Consider the following 16,350-nt stretch of genomic DNA (forward strand, 5'->3'; position numbering starts at 1 on the left):
CCCCTTCGTTCTCGCGCGCGCCACGACGGACACGGGCGTGCCACTCTACGGCCTCCCTGCGCCCGGTTTCACGGAGCGCCCTCGGCCCTGATAGACGCCGGGATCGCCCCCCGGGTTGCCCGCGCCGGGCGTGCGCGATGATGGAGGGGTCCCTCCGACATTTCTCCCGGAAAGGCCCCTTCATGGCACCGCGCATCCTGCTGGCCCGGCACGGACAGACCGCGTGGTCACTGTCCGGCAAGCACACCGGCAGGACCGATGTCCCGCTCCTGGAGGAGGGCCGGCGCGGTGCCAAGCTGCTGGGCGAGCGGCTCCACGGGGCGCCGCTGGACGGGCTCCCCGGCGTCGAGGTCCGCACCAGCCCGCTCTCCCGCGCGCGCGAGACCTGCGAACTCGCCGGGTTCGGCGAGCGCGCCCGCACCTGGGACACGCTGATGGAGTGGGACTACGGGGCGTACGAGGGCATGACGCCGGCCGAGATCCAGGCCGTCCGGCCCGGCTGGCTGATCTGGCGGGACGGGGTCCCGGAGGGGGAGAGCCTGGCGGACGTCACCGCGCGCGCGGACGAGGTCGTCGCGTGGGCGCGCGAGGCGGACCGCGACGTGCTGGTCTTCGCCCACGGGCACATCCTGCGGTCGATCGGGGCGAGGTGGCTGGGGCTGCCGCTGGACTTCGCGGCGCGGATACGGCTGAATCCGACGTCGCTGTCGGTGCTGGGGTGGGCGTACGGGGAGCCGGCGCTGGAGAGCTGGAACGACGTGGGTCACCTGGCCGGCTGACGGTTGCTGCCGTACCTGCCGGCGTGGCTGCGGGCAGTCGTGCCGCTGGGGCGGCACGGGTGGGCGCAGCGGCACCCCGCAACGCCGGGCCACGGGTGCAGCGGCGGTGTGATGTCACGTCGGCCGCGGCAGCGCGGCGTGGCGGTCGAGGAAGGCCGAGACCCCCGACGCCCGGCGGTGCGGCAGCAGGACCCGTGCCGTGCCCGACAGCATCGTGTGGACGCGGGAGGACTGGACCTCGTCGAGCAGGTCCAGGACCCGCATGCCCGCCCCGGCCGCCTCGTCGGGGCGCCCGCCGCGGGCCAGGTCGTCCGCCAGTTCCGCGGAGTACAGCGCGAGGTTCCTGGTGAAGTGCGGGTCCTGCAGTTCGGCGGCCCGCCGTGCGTGCCGGGCCGCCCGGGGCCAGTCGCCCAGGGTCGACCAGCACTGGGCCTCCAGGCCCTCCATCTCGGCCTCGCCGTAGAAGCTCATCCACTCGGGGTCGGCGTCCGAGCGGCCCCGCCCGAAGAAGGCCTGGGCGCGGACCAGCGCCTGTTCGCAGCCGACGCGGTCGGCGAGCCCCGCCCAGCCGCCCGCCTCCCGCAGCGCGAGCAGCGACATCAGCCGGGCCGAGCCCAGCGGGCGGGCGGCACGCTGCGCGGCCTGGGCCGCCCGTACCGCCTCGCGCGGGCGGCCGGCGTCGCGGGCCAGGAACGCCATGTTGCAGAAGGCGTGCGCCTCCAGGCCCGCGTCCCCGTTCATCCGGGCGGTGGCGAGGGCCTCGGCGTAATGGGAGCGCGCGTCGTCGAAGCGGCCGGAGTCGTGCGCCAGCCAGCCCACGGAGATCGCCAGTTCACCGGCGCCGGAGTAGAGCCGGTCCGCCGTCGCCTGCCGGGACGTGCCGGCGTCCAGGAGCGCGTACGCGGCGCGCAGCGGGGCAGCCGCGCGCCGGTAGAGGCCGTCGGCGCCGTGCCGGTCGTCGAGCACCCGGATGCGGCGGACCGCTTCTTCGAGGGCGCCCGCGTCGCCCGCCCCGGCCCGGCGCACGGGGCGCTGGGCCGCCGCGGCGTCGAGGGCGAGCCCCAGGGGGCCCAGGGAGGCGGCGGCCACCGTGGCACCGCTCGTCATGAATGCGCGACGCAGCACGTCGCTCTCCTCGTTGTTGTCGTGCGTGTCGTACGGGTTCTGCGTGTCCTGCGTGTCATACGGCTCGTCGGCCCCACGCGTCTCACTCGTGGCGCACGGTGGCCGGTCGGGGCGCGCGGGGAGCGCGTCCTCGGCCGGGCCGGGCCGCCGTCCGCGTACCGACGAACGGGGCGCGAACCCCAGGTCGGTGAGCGTGCGGCCGGGGAACATGTGCAGGAACACCCGTTCGTACGCGTAGTTGGGGCAGCGGATCTCGCCCGCCTCGACCCGCCCGACGTAGCGCGCGTCACAGCTGACCCGCTCGCCGATCTCGCGCGCGGCCCGGCGGACCGCCGCCGCGAACTCGGCCGGCGAGCGCTGTCCGCGCAGCTGCCGGAACGCGAGGTTCGGCCGCGGGGGCCGGTCGGGCTGGGCGGAGGTCACCGTTGACGACGCCATGGCCGGGTCCTCTCGTGCGAACCGTCGAACCATGCCGGAAGCAGGATGAGTTTGGGGGGATTCTCCCGCTGTCATCCTTGTTTCCGGCGAGCAAGAACGTACCGGCTGTGACGAAGCCGCCACGCGGTGTTTGGCTACAAACCGGATATCTCATCCACGATCTGCCATGAAGTGCCATCCTTTGCGGCTGACATGTGCCGTAGCCGTTGACGGTCCGACGCGTTGAACCCTGTGGACCGGGAGGCCCCCGACTCCCGAACCGCTCGTCCAAGGAGGAGTTCCGTGGTGGAGGCCGGGATGGAGACCACAAGGATCAGTGATCCGCCCTGTGCCGCCTGTGACGTCGTCACCGTGCCGACCCGGCAGGGTCTGGAAGCAGTCGACATCCTCAGGCGCGGGGACGGTGACGCGGTGGGCCCCGTGATGCACGACGACGGCTGCGACACCCTCGGCTTCGTCGTCCCCCCGGGCACGGCCGCCGCATGGGACGTGCCGGGGAGCACCTGCACGGAGACGGCCGGCCGGGGGCTGAGCCTCGCTCCGGCCCCCGAGCCGCCGGTGCAGGGCTCGGACTGGCTGCTGCCGCCCGGCGAGGCGGACCTGGCGACCGACCCCGTCGTGTTGCGGGCCGCGCTGGGAGAGGCGGCCCGGCTGATCGAGGCCGCGGACAGCTGCCGCTGACCCGGTACGCCGGTACGGGCGTCGGCACGGTGCGCCGATAATGGAGCGATGGGAAAGTCCAGGAACGCCCGCCGCGGGCGCGCTGCCGCCGAATCCGTCGTCGAGGACGTCGACGGCGGGCGCGCCGAGCTGGTCCCCGACCGGGAGCGGGCGCGGGCCTGGACCCTGTTGATCGACGGCGCGCCGCAGTCGCACGTCGACCTCGACGACCCGGCGTACCTGTCCTTCGAGTACCAGCGCCGCCTCGGGTACGTCATCGACCTGGCCGCCCCGCCGGGCAAGCCCGTCCACGCCGTGCACCTCGGCGGCGGCGCCCTCACCCTCGCGCGCTACGTCGCCGCCACCCGGCCCCGCTCCACCCAGCAGGTCGTCGAGCGGGACGCCGGCCTCGTCCAACTGGTCCGGCGGGAGCTGCCCCTGGATCCCCAGGCGCGGATACGGGTGCGCTCGACCGACGCCCGCGCCGGGCTGGCCAAGGTGCCCGACGGCTGGGCGCACCTGGTCGTCGCGGACGTGTTCAGCGGGGCGCGTACCCCGGCCCATCTGACGTCCACCGAGTTCCTCGACGAGGTCCGGCGCGCACTCGCGCCCGGCGGGGTCTACGCCGCCAACCTCGCCGACGGCCCGCCGCTCGTCCATCTGCGCGGCCAGATCGCCACCGCCGCCGCCCGCTTCCCGGAGCTCGCCCTCGTCGCCGACCCGGCCGTGCTGCGCGGCAAGCGCTTCGGCAACGCGGTCCTCGTCGCGTGCGACCACCCGCTGCCGGTCGCCGAACTCACCCGTCGTGCGGCCTCCGACCCGCACCCCGCGCGCGTGGAACACGGCCGCGCGCTGACCGACTTCACCGGCGGCGCGGTACCCGTGACGGACGCGGCGGCGGTGGACTCGCCCGCACCGCCGGCCTCCGTGTTCCAGTGACCCGGTGAGGGAGGCAGGCGGCTCAGTAGCTGCCGATCTCCACCCGAGGCGGCCCGTCGTGCCAGGTGCAGAACACCGACACGCTGTCCGCGCCCGAGGTGAACTCCACCCGGATCCACGACTCCGTCTTCCACACCTGCATCGACCAGCCGGCGCCCGGCGTCGCCGACACCAGCGACGCGGACGACGTACCGAGGTCGAACACCGCACGGCCGCCGTCGGTGTCGTAACTCCGCACCCGGCCGGACGTGGTGGGGGAAGTGTCCGGCGGAGCCGCGGGGGCGGTGGTCGGCGCGGTCCGCGACGGGGAGGCAGCCGGCTCGCGCGGGGTGCCGCTCGGCCTGGGTGACGGACTCCCCGGCGGCGAGGGCCGACTCGTGGACGACGCCGACGAATCCGAGTCCCCGGCCCCGGCGTCCTCGGTGTCCCCGGCGTCCTCCGCGTCCGCGTCGGCCGCCGTGATGGGCAGCGCTCGGGGGGCGTCGTAGGCCGTGCCCGACATCACCGTGTGGACGCCCCACCACGACAGCGTGACCGCCGCGCCGGTGGCGAGCAGCCAGGCGAGTACGTGTACGAGTCCTCTGCGCATCGCGGCCATACTGCCCCACGCGTCCCACCCGTGTCGCCGCATCGGCGTCGGATCCACCGTCGGAGCGAGCCGGATCCGCACAGAACCGGAGTTGTCCACAGGCCCGCACCGGGCTCACCCGCATGGCGTACGGTGCCGCCCATGGCAAGTGTGCTCGTCGTCGAGGACGACCAGTTCGTACGCTCGGCGCTCATCCGGCATCTGACCGACGCCTCGCACACCGTGCGCAGCGTCGGTACGGCCCTGGAGGCGCTGCGCGAGGTCGCCCATGTCCGGTTCGACGTGGTAATCCTCGACCTCGGCCTGCCCGACCTGGACGGCTCCGAGGCGCTGAAGATGCTGCGCGGCATCACCGAGGTACCGGTCATCGTCGCCACCGCCCGGGACGACGAGTCGGAGATCGTCCGACTGCTCAACGCGGGCGCGGACGACTACCTCACCAAGCCGTTCTCCGTCGAGCACCTGTCGGCCCGGATGGCGGCCGTACTGCGCCGGGCCCGGAGCGGATCCGCTCAGGCGGCGCCGTCGACCGTCGTCCGGGTCGGTGGCCTCACCGTCGACCCCCTGCGCCGCCAGGCCGAACTGGACGGTGTGCGGCTCGACCTGACGCGCCGCGAGTTCGACCTGCTCGCCTTCCTGGCCGGCCGGCCGGGAGTCGTCGTCCCCCGCAAGGAACTGCTGGCCGAGGTCTGGCAGCAGTCCTACGGCGACGACCAGACCATCGACGTCCATCTCTCCTGGCTGCGGCGCAAGCTCGGCGAGACCGCGGCCCGGCCCCGCTATCTGCACACCCTGCGCGGCGTCGGCGTGAAGCTGGAGCCGCCGGTCGCGGAGTCCGACGGAGCGGGGCCACCGCGATGAGGTGGGCCCTGGTCAAGGTGTCGCTGGCGGTCACCGCGATGGTCGTGGTCGCCTTCGCCGTGCCCCTCGGCCTCGTGATCCGCGAGATGGCCCGGGACCGTGCCTTCGCAGGCGCCGAGCGGGAGGCCGCCGCCGTCGCCCCCGCGCTGTCCATCACCACCGACCGGGACCAGTTGGAGCGCGTCGTCGCCTCCGCCGGCTCGGACGCCGGGATGGCCGTGCACATACCGTCGTCCGGGGGCCAGGACCGCGGGACCGATCTCGGGCGGCAGCGTGCCACCGACGAGGACATCGCGGCCGTACGTGCGATGGGACGCGCCTCCACCACCGAGGTGTCCGGCGGTTCGACGCTGCTCCAGCCGGTCGCGCTCAGCTCCGGTGAGATCGCCGTCGTCGAGGTGTACGTGCCCGAGTCCGAGGTGACCAACGGCGTCGGCACGGCCTGGGCGGTGCTCGCCGCAGTCGGTGCCGCCCTGATCGTCGGCTCGGTCGCGGTCGCCGACCGGCTCGGCGTACGGATGGTGCAGCCGGCGCAGCGTTTGGTCGAGGGGGCGCACGAGTTGGGGGAGGGGAAGCTGGGCGCGCGGGTGCCCGAGGAGGGGCCGAGCGAACTGCGGCTCGCGGCGGTCGCGTTCAACTCCATGGCCGACCAGGTCGTGCAACTCCTCGCCAACGAGAGGGAACTGGCCGCCGACCTGTCGCACCGTCTGCGCACCCCGCTCACCGTGCTGCGGCTCAACGCGGCCTCGCTCGGCGACGGGCCGGCCGCCGACCAGACCCGGGCCGCCGTCGAGCAACTGGAGCGCGAGGTCGACACGATCATCCGCACCGCCCGGGACGCCAAGCCGCAGACCGCCGCGGCCGGCCCCGGCGCCGGGTGCGACGCGGCCGAAGTGGTCCGGGAACGGATGGGGTTCTGGTCCGCGCTCGCCGAGGACGAGGGCCGCAAGTGGCGGGTGGCCGGCGCCGACCGACCGGTGCGCATACCCGTGGCCCGCGCCGATCTGGCCGCGGCCCTCGACGCCCTGCTCGGCAACGTCTTCCGGCACACCGCCGAGGGCACGGCCTTCGCGGTCGACCTGCACAACGGCGAGGACGCGGTGATCGTCCTCGTCTCGGACGCGGGGCCCGGCATACCCGACCCCGAGGGGGCGATGGCCCGCGGCCGGGGCTCGGGCAACGACGGGTCGACCGGGCTCGGCCTGGACATCGTGCGCCGGCTGGCGGAGTCGACGGGCGGCGACGTGCGCATCGGCTCCTCCGTGCTCGGCGGCACCGAGGTCCGGATCTGGATCCAGCTCGACGGACGGACGGCACCGGCGCGACGCGGGCACCGGGGAGCCGTACGCCGCCGACGGCACCCCCGTCCCGGCGCGACCTCCAGCCGGTCCCGATGAGCGGGGCGTGGTACCCCCGTCGGATGCCACGCCCCGCGCCCCGTTCCCCCGGGCAGTGGTCTACTCGGCCGAGTCCACCGGCGGGAGCGTCCCCGTGCGGGCCGCCCGCCCGTACCACAGGGCGCTCGACTTCGGGGTGCGCTCCTGGGTGGCGAAGTCGACGTACACCGCACCGAAGCGCTTCTCGTAGCCGTAGGCCCACTCGAAGTTGTCCATCAGGGACCACAGGTAGTAGCCGCGGACATCGGCGCCGTCGGCGATGGCCCGGCGGACCGCCCCGAGGTGGCCGTCCAGGTAGGCCAGCCGCTCGGGGTCGTGCACCGTGCCGTCGGAGCCGGGCTTGTCCTCGTAGGCTGCGCCGTTCTCGCTGATGTACAGCGGCAGGCCGGGAGCCTCCCGGTGGTAACGCATGATCAGCTCGTGGAGACCGGTCGGGTCGACGCTCCAGCCCATCGCCGTGCGCTCGCCCGGCGGCTGGTGGAACGCGACGTCGTCCGAGGCCGGCCACGGGGAGTGGTCGCTCGCGCCGTGGCCGTCGGCGCGCGGGGCGGGCGAGCCCGCGTCGGCCGCCGACACCACGGTGGGCGTGTAGTAGTTGAGGCAGATCGCGTCCAGCGGCTGGCGGATCAGGCCGAGGTCGCCGTCCTGGACGTGCGACCAGTCGGTGACCGACGCCGTCGCCTCCAGCAGGGACTGCGGGTAGGCGCCGTGGAGGATCGGGCCGTGGAAGATTCCGCCGGACAGGTCGTCGATGCGCCGGGCCGCCGCCAGGTCCTCCGGGCTCTGCGACAGGGGCCGGACGACGGAGGTGTTGAGGCTGATCGCCACCGAGTTGCGGGCGGGCATCACCGAACGCAGGGCCACCGTGCCCAGGCCGTGCGCCAGGTTGAGGTGGTGCGCGGCGCGCAGCGCGGCCGCGGGGTCGGTGCGGCCGGGGGCGTGCACACCGGAGGCGTACCCCAGGAAGGCGCTGCACCACGGCTCGTTGAGCGTGATCCACTGCTCCACCCGGTCGCCGAGCGCCTCGCCGACGATCTGCGCGTACTCGGCGAACCGGTACGCCGTGTCCCGCTCGGGCCAGCCGCCCGCGTCCTCCAGCTCCTGGGGCAGGTCCCAGTGGTAGAGGGTCACGGCCGGCTTGATCCCGGCGGCCAGCAGCTCGTCGACCAGGCGGCGGTAGAAGTCCAGGCCGCGCTGGACGGCGGGGCCGCGGCCGGTCGGCTGCACCCGGGGCCAGGAGATCGAGAAGCGGTAGGCGCCGAGGCCGAGGTCCTTCATCAGCGCCACGTCGTCGCGGTAGCGGTGGTAGTGGTCGACGGCGATGTCACCGGTGTCCCCGCCGGCGATCTTCCCCGGCGTATGGCTGAAGGTGTCCCAGATGGACGGGGTACGGCCGTCCTCCCGCACCGCGCCCTCGATCTGGTACGCCGAGGTGGCGGCGCCCCACAGGAACGCGGGAGGGAAGGAGACGGGCTGTGGCTCTGGCATGGAATCGCTCCCACGGGTCGGGTGCCTCATTATGCATGGGAGCGCTCCCACAACAAAACCCCCTCCCCACGGCCTCAGCCGAGCCGAGCCACCCCCGACCCGGCCCCGTGCCCGAGGCCCCCGCGCCAAGTCGCGCCGTGCACCCGCCCCGAGTCGCGCCGCCCCCAAGCCGGCCCCCTCAGGCCGACTCCCGCACCACCAGTCGCGTCGGCAGTACCACTCCTCGGTGGCCCGAGCCGCGGTCGGCGATCTCGTCCAGGAGGAGCCTCGCCATGGTGTGGCCCATCTCCTCCAGCGGCTGCCGGACGCTGGTCAGCGGCGGATCGATGTGCCGGGCCACGATCGAGTCGTCGAAGCCGATGACGGCCACGTCGTCCGGCACCCGCCGGCCCGCGGCGCGCAGCTCCAGCACGGCGCCGGAGGCCATCACGTCCGAGCCGGCGAAGACCGCGTCCAGGTCGGGGCGCCGGCGCAACAGCTCCCGCATGGCCGCGCGCCCGCCCTCCTCGGTGAAGTCGCCGTCCGCGATCAGCTCCTCGGCGACGGCGCACCCGGCGTCCCGCAGCGCCTCGCGGTAACCGTCGAGCCGTTCCCGGGCGGCCTCCATGTCCAGTGGCCCGGTGATGGTGGCGACGGTCCGCCGGCCGCCCGTCAGTAGATGCCGGACCGCGTTCCCGGCGCCGCCGCGGTTGTCGGCGCGGACGTGCCCCAGCGGCTCCCGTTCGCCGCGCCGGCCGGCCAGCACGGTCGGAATGGCGAGCGCCTCCAGCTGGTCGGGCAGCGTGTCGTCACTGTGGACCGCGACCATCAGCACCCCGTCCACCCGCTGCCCGGACAGGTACGGGGCGAGCCGCGCGTACTCCTTCTCGTCGCGCACCATGACCAGCAGCAGCCGCATCCCGGCGTTCGCGAGCCCGGCGGACACGCCCCGGATGATCCCCGAGAAGTACGGCTCCGAGAACAGCCGGGTCTCCGCGTCCGGGACGACCAGGGCAACGGAGTCGGTGCGCCGGGTGACCAGGGAGCGGGCGGCCGGGTCGGGGACGTAGCCGAGTTCCGCGATCGCCTGTTCCACGGCGGCGCGGGAACGGTCGCTGACCTTGGGCGAGCCGTTGATGACCCGGGAGACCGTGCCGCGGCCGACGCCGGCGCGGGCGGCCACCGCGTTCAGGGTCGGGCGCCGGAACTCCGCGGCCGTCGGCGGCTGTTCGGCAGGGCTCATCGTTCACCTTCCGGCGTGCGGTGGGGGACCGGTTTCATTCTGGCCCAGAAACCCCGGCCGCCTTCCGTACGGGCCCCTCCGGGATGGCATCCGGCGGCCAACTCGGCTGTGACCTGCGGTAATTCGACGTCGAAGCGAAAGATGAGGGCCGTATCACGGGCTGCGGTGCGACACATTCCCGTGACGCGCGGAACACGCTTGCGCAACAACGCCGTTTTCAAGTCTTGACACCTGGGCCCGGCAGCAACGAGTCTTCGGGGCAAGCCGCGTGGGAGCGGTCCCACGGAAGACCGGGGCTCCCTTCCGCACGGACCGAAGCACTATCGGCCCTTCCCTCCACCTCGCATGGCACACCGTTGACCAGCATCTTCGCACCGCATACCGCGTTGCCCTGGGCTGGCCGCTGCTCGAACCGAGAGGGCAGGTCCGGACCGTCGACCCCGGCGGTCTGATTCCTGAGGTCCCCGTTCCCACTGGAACAAGGAGTAGTGGAATGCGCATCACCCGAACCGGCGGCGGTCGTGGCCGCAGAGCAGCGGCCCTGACCACGTCGGTCCTGACGGCCTCGGCCCTGCTGCTGACCGGCTGCAGCAGCGACGGCGACTCGGACGCCTCGGACTCCGACGGGAAGATCACCCTCACGGTGGCCGACTACGGACAGTTCGGCTACAAGGAAGCCGGCCTGTTCGAGAAGTACCAGGAGCTCCACCCGAACATCGAGGTGAAGGAGGAGACCAGCGCCAACGAGCAGGACTACTACCCGAAGCTCCTTCAGCAGCTGAACTCGGGCAGTGGCCTGGGAGACGTCGTCGGCGTCGAAGTCGCCCGCATCAAGGAGATCGTCGACACCCAGTCGGACAAGTTCGTCGACCTCAAGGGCTCGATCGACGTCAACCAGTGGGTGGACTGGAAGGCCAAGCAGGCCACCACCAAGGACGGCCAGGTCATAGGCGCCGGCACCGACATCGGCCCGATGTCGCTCTGCTACCGCAGGGACCTCTTCGAGAAGGCCGGGCTGCCGACCGACCGCGAGGAGGTCGCCAAGGCGGTCGCGGGCGGCTGGGAGGACTACATCGAGCTCGGCGAGCAGTACAAGGGGAAGGCCCCCGACGGGACCTACTTCATGGACTCCGCCAGCGCCATGTTCAACGGTGTCGTCAGCTCCTCCGAGAGCCAGTACTACGACGCCGAGGGCGAGGCGATCTACAAGGAGAGCCCCTCGGTGCAGAAGGGCTGGGACCTGGCCGCCGAGGTCGCGGACAAGAAGCTGAGCCAGGGCCTGGCGCAGTTCCAGGACCCCTGGAAGGCGGCGCTGCGCAAGGGCAGCGTGGCCACGGTCGTGTGCCCGGCCTGGATGGCCCTCCAGATCGCGAACTACTCCGGCCCCGACTTCGAGGGCAAGTGGGACATCGCGCGTCCGCCCGGTGCGACCGCGGCCAACTGGGGCGGTTCCTTCCTGGCCGTGCCCAAGAGCGGCAAGCACGTCAAGGAGGCCACCGAGCTGGTCAAGTGGCTGACCGCCCCCGAGCAGCAGGCCGCCGTGTTCAAGGCCGTCGGCATCTTCCCGTCCAACCAGGGCGCCTATGAGATCGCCGACGTGAAGAACGGCAAGCTCCCGTACTTCAACAACGCGCCCGTCGGCCAGATCTACGCCGAGGAGGCCAAGACCATCCCGGTGGCCGTGCTCGGCCCGAAGGACGGCGTGATCAAGGACACGATCTCCACGCAGATCAACAACATGGAGCAGCGCGGCACCGACCCCGACGACGCCTGGAAGGCCGCCACCGAGACGATCGACAAGGCCATCGGCTGACCCGCGCCGGTGCGGGCGGTACATCCTGCCGCCCCGCACCGCCCGCACCGTGCGCACGGCGGGGACCTTGAGGAAACGACGGTCCCCGCCCGCAGGCGCGGGGACGTCCGCAGCAGACCCGGCCGTCCGCGGCGGGTCTGCTGCGCGACGTCGGGTCCGCACGTCCGCCTCCACCCGGCCCGACCTCCCAGGGAAGGACTCCCTCCGTGGCAACGACAACCCCCACACGGGGTGCCAAGACTCCGCCGGCCGGCGGCTCCGGCGCCGCGTCCGCCGGACGCAGCACATGGCGTTCGCGCCTGTGGCGCTTCGACGACAAGGCGTCGCCGTACGCGTACATCGCCCCCTTCTTCCTCGTCTTCGGCGCCTTCGGGCTCTACCCGCTCCTCTACACCGGCTGGATCGCCCTGCACCGGGTGGAGATGACGAGCCTCGACCAGTCCGAATGGGTCGGCTTCGAGAACTTCGCCAAGATCCTCCAGGACTCCGAGTTCTGGACGTCCGTCTCCAACACCTTCATCATCGGCGTCATCTCGACCGTGCCGCAGCTGCTGGTCGCCCTGGGCCTGGCCCACCTGCTCAACTACAAGCTGCGCGCCAGCACCTTCTGGCGCACCGTGATCCTCACCCCGTACGCCACCTCGGTGGCGACCGCGGCCCTCGTCTTCGCCCTGGTGTTCCGCGCCGACGGCGGCCTCCTCAACTGGGTCCTGAGCTTCGTCGGCGTCGACAACATCGACTGGGGCAACGGCGAGTGGACGTCCAAGATCGCCATTTCGATCATCGTGATCTGGCGCTGGACCGGCTACAACGCGCTGATCTACCTGGCGGCCATGCAGGCCGTGCCGAGCGATCTGTACGAGGCGGCCTCGATCGACGGCGCGTCGCGCTGGCAGCAGTTCCGCAAGGTGACCATCCCCTCGCTGCGGCCGACGATCCTGTTCACCATCGTCATCTCGACCATCGGCTCCATGCAGCTGTTCGGTGAGCCGCTGCTGCTCCAGGGCGGCACCCTCGGTGCCATCGGAGGCAGCGAGCACCAGTACGAGACGCTCAGCATCTACCTCTACAACTACGGCTGGAAGCTGGGCCACCTGGGACCGGCCGCCGCCGTGGCGTGGGCCATGCTCGTCCTGCTGCTGCTCATCGCCCTGATCAACTGGATCGTCAGCCGGTTCGTGCGCAAGAGCGCGGCCTGACGGGAGCGACAACGATGACCACGACAAGTACGCCCACCAAGACCGTGTCGAGCCCGCCCCCGGGCCCCCTCCCCGGCCCCACCGGCAAGGGCCGCCGCCTGCGGATCGGCGCCGGCCAGCAGCTCAAGGGCGGCCCGTACACCTACCTCGCGCTGATCGTCGTCGGCCTGGGGTCCCTCTTCCCCCTCTACTGGACGCTGGTCGCCGCCTCGCACGACCAGCAGCGGGTCCTCGACAGCCCGCCGCCGCTCATCCCGGGCGGCAGGCTGTTCAGCAACCTCGAAGCGGCCTGGGAACAGGCCAACCTGGGCGAGGCCATCGTCAACAGCGTGATCGTGGCCAGCAGCATCACCGCGGCCACGCTGTTCTTCTGCACGCTGGCCGGCTACGCCTTCGCCAAGATGCGCTTCCGCGGCCGGAACGTGCTGATGACCGCGGTCATCGCCACGCTCACCATCCCGCCGCAGCTGAGCGTCGTGCCGCTGTTCATGATGATGTCGGACATCGGCTGGGGCGGAAAACTGGAGTCGGTGATCTTCCCGACCCTGGTCGGCGCCTTCGGTGTCTTCTTCATGCGCCAGTACCTGATCGAGGCCCTGCCCTACGAACTCATCGAGGCGGCCAAGGTCGACGGGGCGAGCAACATCCGCATCGTGTGGAACGTCGTCCTGCCCGCGGCGCGGCCCGCGATGATGGTGCTCGGCATGCTCACCTTCGTCCAGGCGTGGAACGACTTCTTCTGGCCCTTCCTCGCCCTGAGCCAGGAGAACCCCACCATCCAGGTGGCGCTCGGCCAGCTCAGCGCCTCCTACACCCCCGACCAGAGCATCGTCATGGCGGGCGCGCTGATCAGCACGCTGCCGCTGCTGGTGGTCTTCGTGGTCTTCGGCAAGCAGATCGTCGGAGGCATCATGGCGGGCGCCGTCAAGGGCTGACCCCGGGGCACCCTCTCCGCCGCCCGGCGGGGCCTGCTCGCACGCGGGCCCTGCCGGGCCGGGCGCCCGTCCCCGCCTTCCCCCACCTGCCGGACCTCACGGGCCGGCCCTTCCTCACGTATTTGGGAGCGTTCTCACCATGACCGCCGTACGACCCGAGACCCCCGCCCAGTCGGCCTCCGCCGCCTCCTTCCCGACCGGCTTCGTCTGGGGCGCCGCCACCGCCGCCTACCAGGTCGAGGGCGCCGCCGCCGAGGACGGCCGCACGCCCTCCATCTGGGACACCTTCAGCCACACCCCCGGCAAGGTCCGCAACGGCGACACCGGTGACATCGCCGCCGACCACTACCACCGGTACCGCGACGACGTGGCGCTGATGAAGGACCTCGGCCTGAAGGCGTACCGCTTCTCCGTCTCCTGGTCCCGGGTCCAGCCCACCGGCCGCGGCCCCGCCGTCGAGCGCGGCCTGGACTTCTACCGCCGCCTCACCGACGAGCTCCTGGAAGCGGGCATCACCCCCGTCGCCACCCTCTACCACTGGGACCTGCCCCAGGAACTGGAGGACGCCGGCGGCTGGCCGCACCGCGACACCGCCGACCGCTTCGCCGAGTACGCCGGCATCATGGCCCGCGCCCTCGGCGACCGCGTCGGCGTGTGGACCACCCTCAACGAACCGTGGTGCAGCGCCTTCCTGGGCTACGGATCCGGCGTGCACGCCCCCGGCCGCACCGACCCCGCCGCCACCCTGCGCGCCGCCCACCACCTCAACCTGGCCCACGGCAAGGCGGTCGGCGCCCTGCGCGCGGCCCTGCCGTCGACCGCCCAGACCTCCATCACCCTCAACCTGCACCAGGTGCGCTCCCTCACCGACGCCCCCGAGGACGTCGAGGCGGCCCGCCGCATCGACGCGGTCGGCAACCGGATCTTCACCGGCCCCCTCCTCGACGGCGCCTACCCCGAGGACCTGATCGCCGACACCGCGCACCTCGTCGACTGGAACGAACTGGTGAAGGACGGCGACCTGGCCGAGATCTCCCGGCCGATCGACGTGCTCGGCGTCAACTACTACTCGCCGACCGTGGTCTCCCGGCCCGCCGACGGCTCCGGCACCACCCGCAACGACGGCCACGGCGCGAGCGACCACTCCCCGTGGACCGGCTCCGAGGACGTCGCCTTCCACCTCGCCAACGACGACCTCACCGCGATGAACTGGGCCATCGACGCGGACGGACTGCACACCCTGCTGACCGGCCTGGCGAAGTCCCACCCCGGCCTGGCCCTCATGGTCACCGAGAACGGCGCCGCCTTCGACGACTACGTCTCCCCCGAGGGCCGGGTCGAGGACCCGCAGCGCATCGCCTATCTCCGGTCCCACCTGGACGCCGTCCGCCGGGCCGTCGCCGACGGCGCGGACGTACGCGGCTACTTCCTGTGGTCCCTGCTGGACAACTTCGAGTGGTCCTACGGCTACTCGAAGCGCTTCGGTGCCGTCTACGTCGACTACTCCACCCAGCGCCGCATCCCCAAGGCGAGCGCCCACTGGTACGCCGACGTGATCCGGCACAACGCGCTGCCCGCCACCGGCGAACACGGCTGAGGCCCACCGACCCCACGTCCCGACCCCGGCGCGGAGGCAGGAATTCCGCTGCCGGCGAGGGACGATGGGGGACAAGGGCACCAGGGGGCAAGGGCGGCCGGGGCTGTTACATTCCTGGCCGGACAGCTGCGAGGGAAGGGCGACGACCATGGCGGTCAACGGTGGGCGGAGCCGGGGCGTCAGACGCCCGACCCTCGAGGAGGTCGCCGCCCGGGCCGGCGTCGGCCGCGGCACGGTCTCCCGGGTGATCAACGGCTCGCCCCGGGTCAGCGACGCGACCCGGGCCGCCGTCGAGGCGGCCGTCGCGGAACTCGGCTACGTCCCGAACACCGCCGCCCGGGCGCTGGCCGCCAACCGCACCGACGCGATCGCCCTGGTCGTCCCCGAGCCGGAGACCCGGTTCTTCGCCGAGCCGTACTTCTCGGACATGCTGCGCGGCGTCGGCGCGGAGATCACCGACACCGAGATGCAACTGCTGCTGATCTTCGCGGGCAGCGACCGGGAACGGCAGCGGCTCGCCCAGTATCTGGCCGCGCACCGGGTGGACGGCGTCCTGCTGGTCTCCGTGCACGCCGACGACCCGTTGCCCGACATGCTGGCCGAGCTGGAGATCCCCGCGGTGATCAGCGGCCCGCGCTCGGCCGCGGAGACCCTGGCCTCCGTGGACTCCGACAACTACGGCGGCGCCCGCTCCGCCGTCGAGCACCTGATGTCCCGGGGCCGCAGGCGCATAGCCCACATCACCGGCCGCCTCGACGTCTACGGCGCCCAGCGGCGCGTCGACGGCTACCGCGACGCCCTGCGCGACGCGGGGCTCGGCGATGTGGACCAGCTGATCGAGACGGGGGACTTCACCGAGGAGGGCGGCCGGCGCGCGATGACGGAGCTGCTGCGCCGCTGCCCCGACCTGGACGCGGTCTTCGCCGCCTCGGACGTGACCGCGGCCGGTGCCCGCCAGGCGCTGCGCGAGGCGGGCCGGCGCATCCCGGACGAGGTGGCGCTGGTCGGCTACGACGACTCGGCCATCGCCCGCCACCTCGACCCGCCGCTGACCAGCGTGCGGCAGCCCATCGAGGAGATGGGCCGCGCGATGATCGACCTGCTGCTCACCGAGATCGCGGACCGCCGCCCGGCGGGCACCCGCGAACGGCACCAGGTGGTCCTGCCGACGGAACTGGTACAGCGCGCGTCGTCCTGACACGGCGGGCGCGGGGCCGAAAGCGGGCTGTCACGACGGGGCGGAACCCGCGTGCCGTTGGCCCCGGGACGGCGGGTCGGTCCCGCCCGCCGGCCGACCAGCCCCACCTT

General features: G+C 72.7%; 14 protein-coding genes. 10 read left to right on the forward strand and 4 right to left on the reverse strand.

Features of this window, described 5'->3' with window-relative positions; translation table 11 throughout:
- Positions 1-182 precede the first annotated feature (182 nt).
- Positions 183-779 carry a histidine phosphatase family protein gene (locus ACIGO6_RS01160; RefSeq protein WP_399869753.1) on the forward strand — a complete coding sequence of 199 codons (597 nt, stop codon included), beginning with the start codon at positions 183-185 and terminating at the stop codon, positions 777-779.
- 114 nt (positions 780-893) lie between these two features.
- Here ACIGO6_RS01160 and ACIGO6_RS01165 read toward each other — a convergent pair whose 3' ends face one another.
- Positions 894-2,342 carry a hypothetical protein gene (locus ACIGO6_RS01165; RefSeq protein ID WP_399869754.1) on the reverse strand — a complete coding sequence of 483 codons (1,449 nt, stop codon included), beginning with the start codon at positions 2,340-2,342 and terminating at the stop codon, positions 894-896.
- Positions 2,343-2,624: 282 nt separating this feature from the next.
- Between ACIGO6_RS01165 and ACIGO6_RS01170 the strand changes: the two genes are divergently transcribed.
- Positions 2,625-3,023 (forward strand): hypothetical protein, encoded by a 399-nt coding sequence (locus tag ACIGO6_RS01170; protein ID WP_399869756.1) that lies wholly within the window; start codon positions 2,625-2,627, stop codon positions 3,021-3,023.
- A gap of 48 nt (positions 3,024-3,071) precedes the next feature.
- Positions 3,072-3,941, forward strand: coding sequence for a spermidine synthase (locus ACIGO6_RS01175; protein ID WP_399869758.1), 870 nt, complete (start codon positions 3,072-3,074; stop codon positions 3,939-3,941).
- 22 nt (positions 3,942-3,963) lie between these two features.
- Here ACIGO6_RS01175 and ACIGO6_RS01180 read toward each other — a convergent pair whose 3' ends face one another.
- Positions 3,964-4,530 (reverse strand): hypothetical protein, encoded by a 567-nt coding sequence (locus ACIGO6_RS01180; RefSeq protein ID WP_399869759.1) that lies wholly within the window; start codon positions 4,528-4,530, stop codon positions 3,964-3,966.
- 141 nt (positions 4,531-4,671) lie between these two features.
- On the opposite strand from ACIGO6_RS01180, the gene ACIGO6_RS01185 reads away from it, so the two are divergent.
- Positions 4,672-5,391, forward strand: a complete 720-nt coding sequence (locus ACIGO6_RS01185; RefSeq protein WP_399869760.1) for a response regulator transcription factor — start codon at positions 4,672-4,674, stop codon at positions 5,389-5,391.
- Positions 5,388-6,788, forward strand: a complete 1,401-nt coding sequence (locus ACIGO6_RS01190; RefSeq protein WP_399869761.1) for a sensor histidine kinase — start codon at positions 5,388-5,390, stop codon at positions 6,786-6,788. The genes ACIGO6_RS01185 and ACIGO6_RS01190 overlap by 4 nt, the downstream gene beginning before the upstream one ends.
- Positions 6,789-6,848: 60 nt before the next feature.
- Here the strand turns inward: ACIGO6_RS01190 and ACIGO6_RS01195 are convergent, their stop codons facing one another.
- Both ACIGO6_RS01195 and ACIGO6_RS01200 read right to left on the reverse strand, forming a co-directional pair.
- Positions 6,849-8,276 (reverse strand): GH1 family beta-glucosidase, encoded by a 1,428-nt coding sequence (locus tag ACIGO6_RS01195; protein WP_399869763.1) that lies wholly within the window; start codon positions 8,274-8,276, stop codon positions 6,849-6,851.
- Between the two features lie 178 nt (positions 8,277-8,454).
- Complete coding sequence (locus ACIGO6_RS01200; protein ID WP_399869765.1) at positions 8,455-9,498, reverse strand: LacI family DNA-binding transcriptional regulator; 1,044 nt, start codon at positions 9,496-9,498, stop codon at positions 8,455-8,457.
- A 493-nt stretch (positions 9,499-9,991) separates the two neighbouring features.
- On the opposite strand from ACIGO6_RS01200, the gene ACIGO6_RS01205 reads away from it, so the two are divergent.
- The 5 genes from ACIGO6_RS01205 to ACIGO6_RS01225 all read left to right on the forward strand — a co-directional run bounded on the left by ACIGO6_RS01205 (position 9,992) and on the right by ACIGO6_RS01225 (position 16,240).
- On the forward strand, positions 9,992-11,311 hold the full coding sequence (locus ACIGO6_RS01205) for an ABC transporter substrate-binding protein (protein WP_399869766.1): 1,320 nt from the start codon (positions 9,992-9,994) through the stop codon (positions 11,309-11,311).
- Between the two features lie 206 nt (positions 11,312-11,517).
- The gene (locus tag ACIGO6_RS01210) at positions 11,518-12,510 is read left to right on the forward strand and encodes a carbohydrate ABC transporter permease (protein WP_399869768.1); all 993 of its coding nucleotides are present in this window, start codon (positions 11,518-11,520) and stop codon (positions 12,508-12,510) included.
- A 14-nt stretch (positions 12,511-12,524) separates the two neighbouring features.
- The gene (locus ACIGO6_RS01215) at positions 12,525-13,445 is read left to right on the forward strand and encodes a carbohydrate ABC transporter permease (protein ID WP_399869769.1); all 921 of its coding nucleotides are present in this window, start codon (positions 12,525-12,527) and stop codon (positions 13,443-13,445) included.
- A 139-nt stretch (positions 13,446-13,584) separates the two neighbouring features.
- Positions 13,585-15,042 (forward strand): GH1 family beta-glucosidase, encoded by a 1,458-nt coding sequence (locus ACIGO6_RS01220; protein WP_399869771.1) that lies wholly within the window; start codon positions 13,585-13,587, stop codon positions 15,040-15,042.
- Positions 15,043-15,190: 148 nt separating this feature from the next.
- The gene (locus tag ACIGO6_RS01225; protein ID WP_399869773.1) at positions 15,191-16,240 is read left to right on the forward strand and encodes a LacI family DNA-binding transcriptional regulator; all 1,050 of its coding nucleotides are present in this window, start codon (positions 15,191-15,193) and stop codon (positions 16,238-16,240) included.
- The last annotated feature ends 110 nt before the right edge of the window (positions 16,241-16,350 follow it).

This window comes from Streptomyces sp. NPDC053750, assembly GCF_044544295.1.
Classification (GTDB): domain Bacteria; phylum Actinomycetota; class Actinomycetes; order Streptomycetales; family Streptomycetaceae; genus Streptomyces.

Excerpts from the sequence above, each read along its gene's own strand:
- ACIGO6_RS01160 (WP_399869753.1), top strand. The coding sequence starts at position 183 with ATGGCACCGCGCATCCTGCTGGCCCGGCACGGACAGACCGCGTGGTCA.
- ACIGO6_RS01165 (WP_399869754.1), bottom strand. The coding sequence starts at position 2,342 with ATGGCGTCGTCAACGGTGACCTCCGCCCAGCCCGACCGGCCCCCGCGG.
- ACIGO6_RS01175 (WP_399869758.1), top strand. The coding sequence starts at position 3,072 with ATGGGAAAGTCCAGGAACGCCCGCCGCGGGCGCGCTGCCGCCGAATCC.
- ACIGO6_RS01180 (WP_399869759.1), bottom strand. The coding sequence starts at position 4,530 with ATGCGCAGAGGACTCGTACACGTACTCGCCTGGCTGCTCGCCACCGGC.
- ACIGO6_RS01185 (WP_399869760.1), top strand. The coding sequence starts at position 4,672 with ATGGCAAGTGTGCTCGTCGTCGAGGACGACCAGTTCGTACGCTCGGCG.
- ACIGO6_RS01190 (WP_399869761.1), top strand. The coding sequence starts at position 5,388 with ATGAGGTGGGCCCTGGTCAAGGTGTCGCTGGCGGTCACCGCGATGGTC.
- ACIGO6_RS01195 (WP_399869763.1), bottom strand. The coding sequence starts at position 8,276 with ATGCCAGAGCCACAGCCCGTCTCCTTCCCTCCCGCGTTCCTGTGGGGC.
- ACIGO6_RS01200 (WP_399869765.1), bottom strand. The coding sequence starts at position 9,498 with ATGAGCCCTGCCGAACAGCCGCCGACGGCCGCGGAGTTCCGGCGCCCG.
- ACIGO6_RS01205 (WP_399869766.1), top strand. The coding sequence starts at position 9,992 with ATGCGCATCACCCGAACCGGCGGCGGTCGTGGCCGCAGAGCAGCGGCC.
- ACIGO6_RS01215 (WP_399869769.1), top strand. The coding sequence starts at position 12,525 with ATGACCACGACAAGTACGCCCACCAAGACCGTGTCGAGCCCGCCCCCG.
- ACIGO6_RS01220 (WP_399869771.1), top strand. The coding sequence starts at position 13,585 with ATGACCGCCGTACGACCCGAGACCCCCGCCCAGTCGGCCTCCGCCGCC.
- ACIGO6_RS01225 (WP_399869773.1), top strand. The coding sequence starts at position 15,191 with ATGGCGGTCAACGGTGGGCGGAGCCGGGGCGTCAGACGCCCGACCCTC.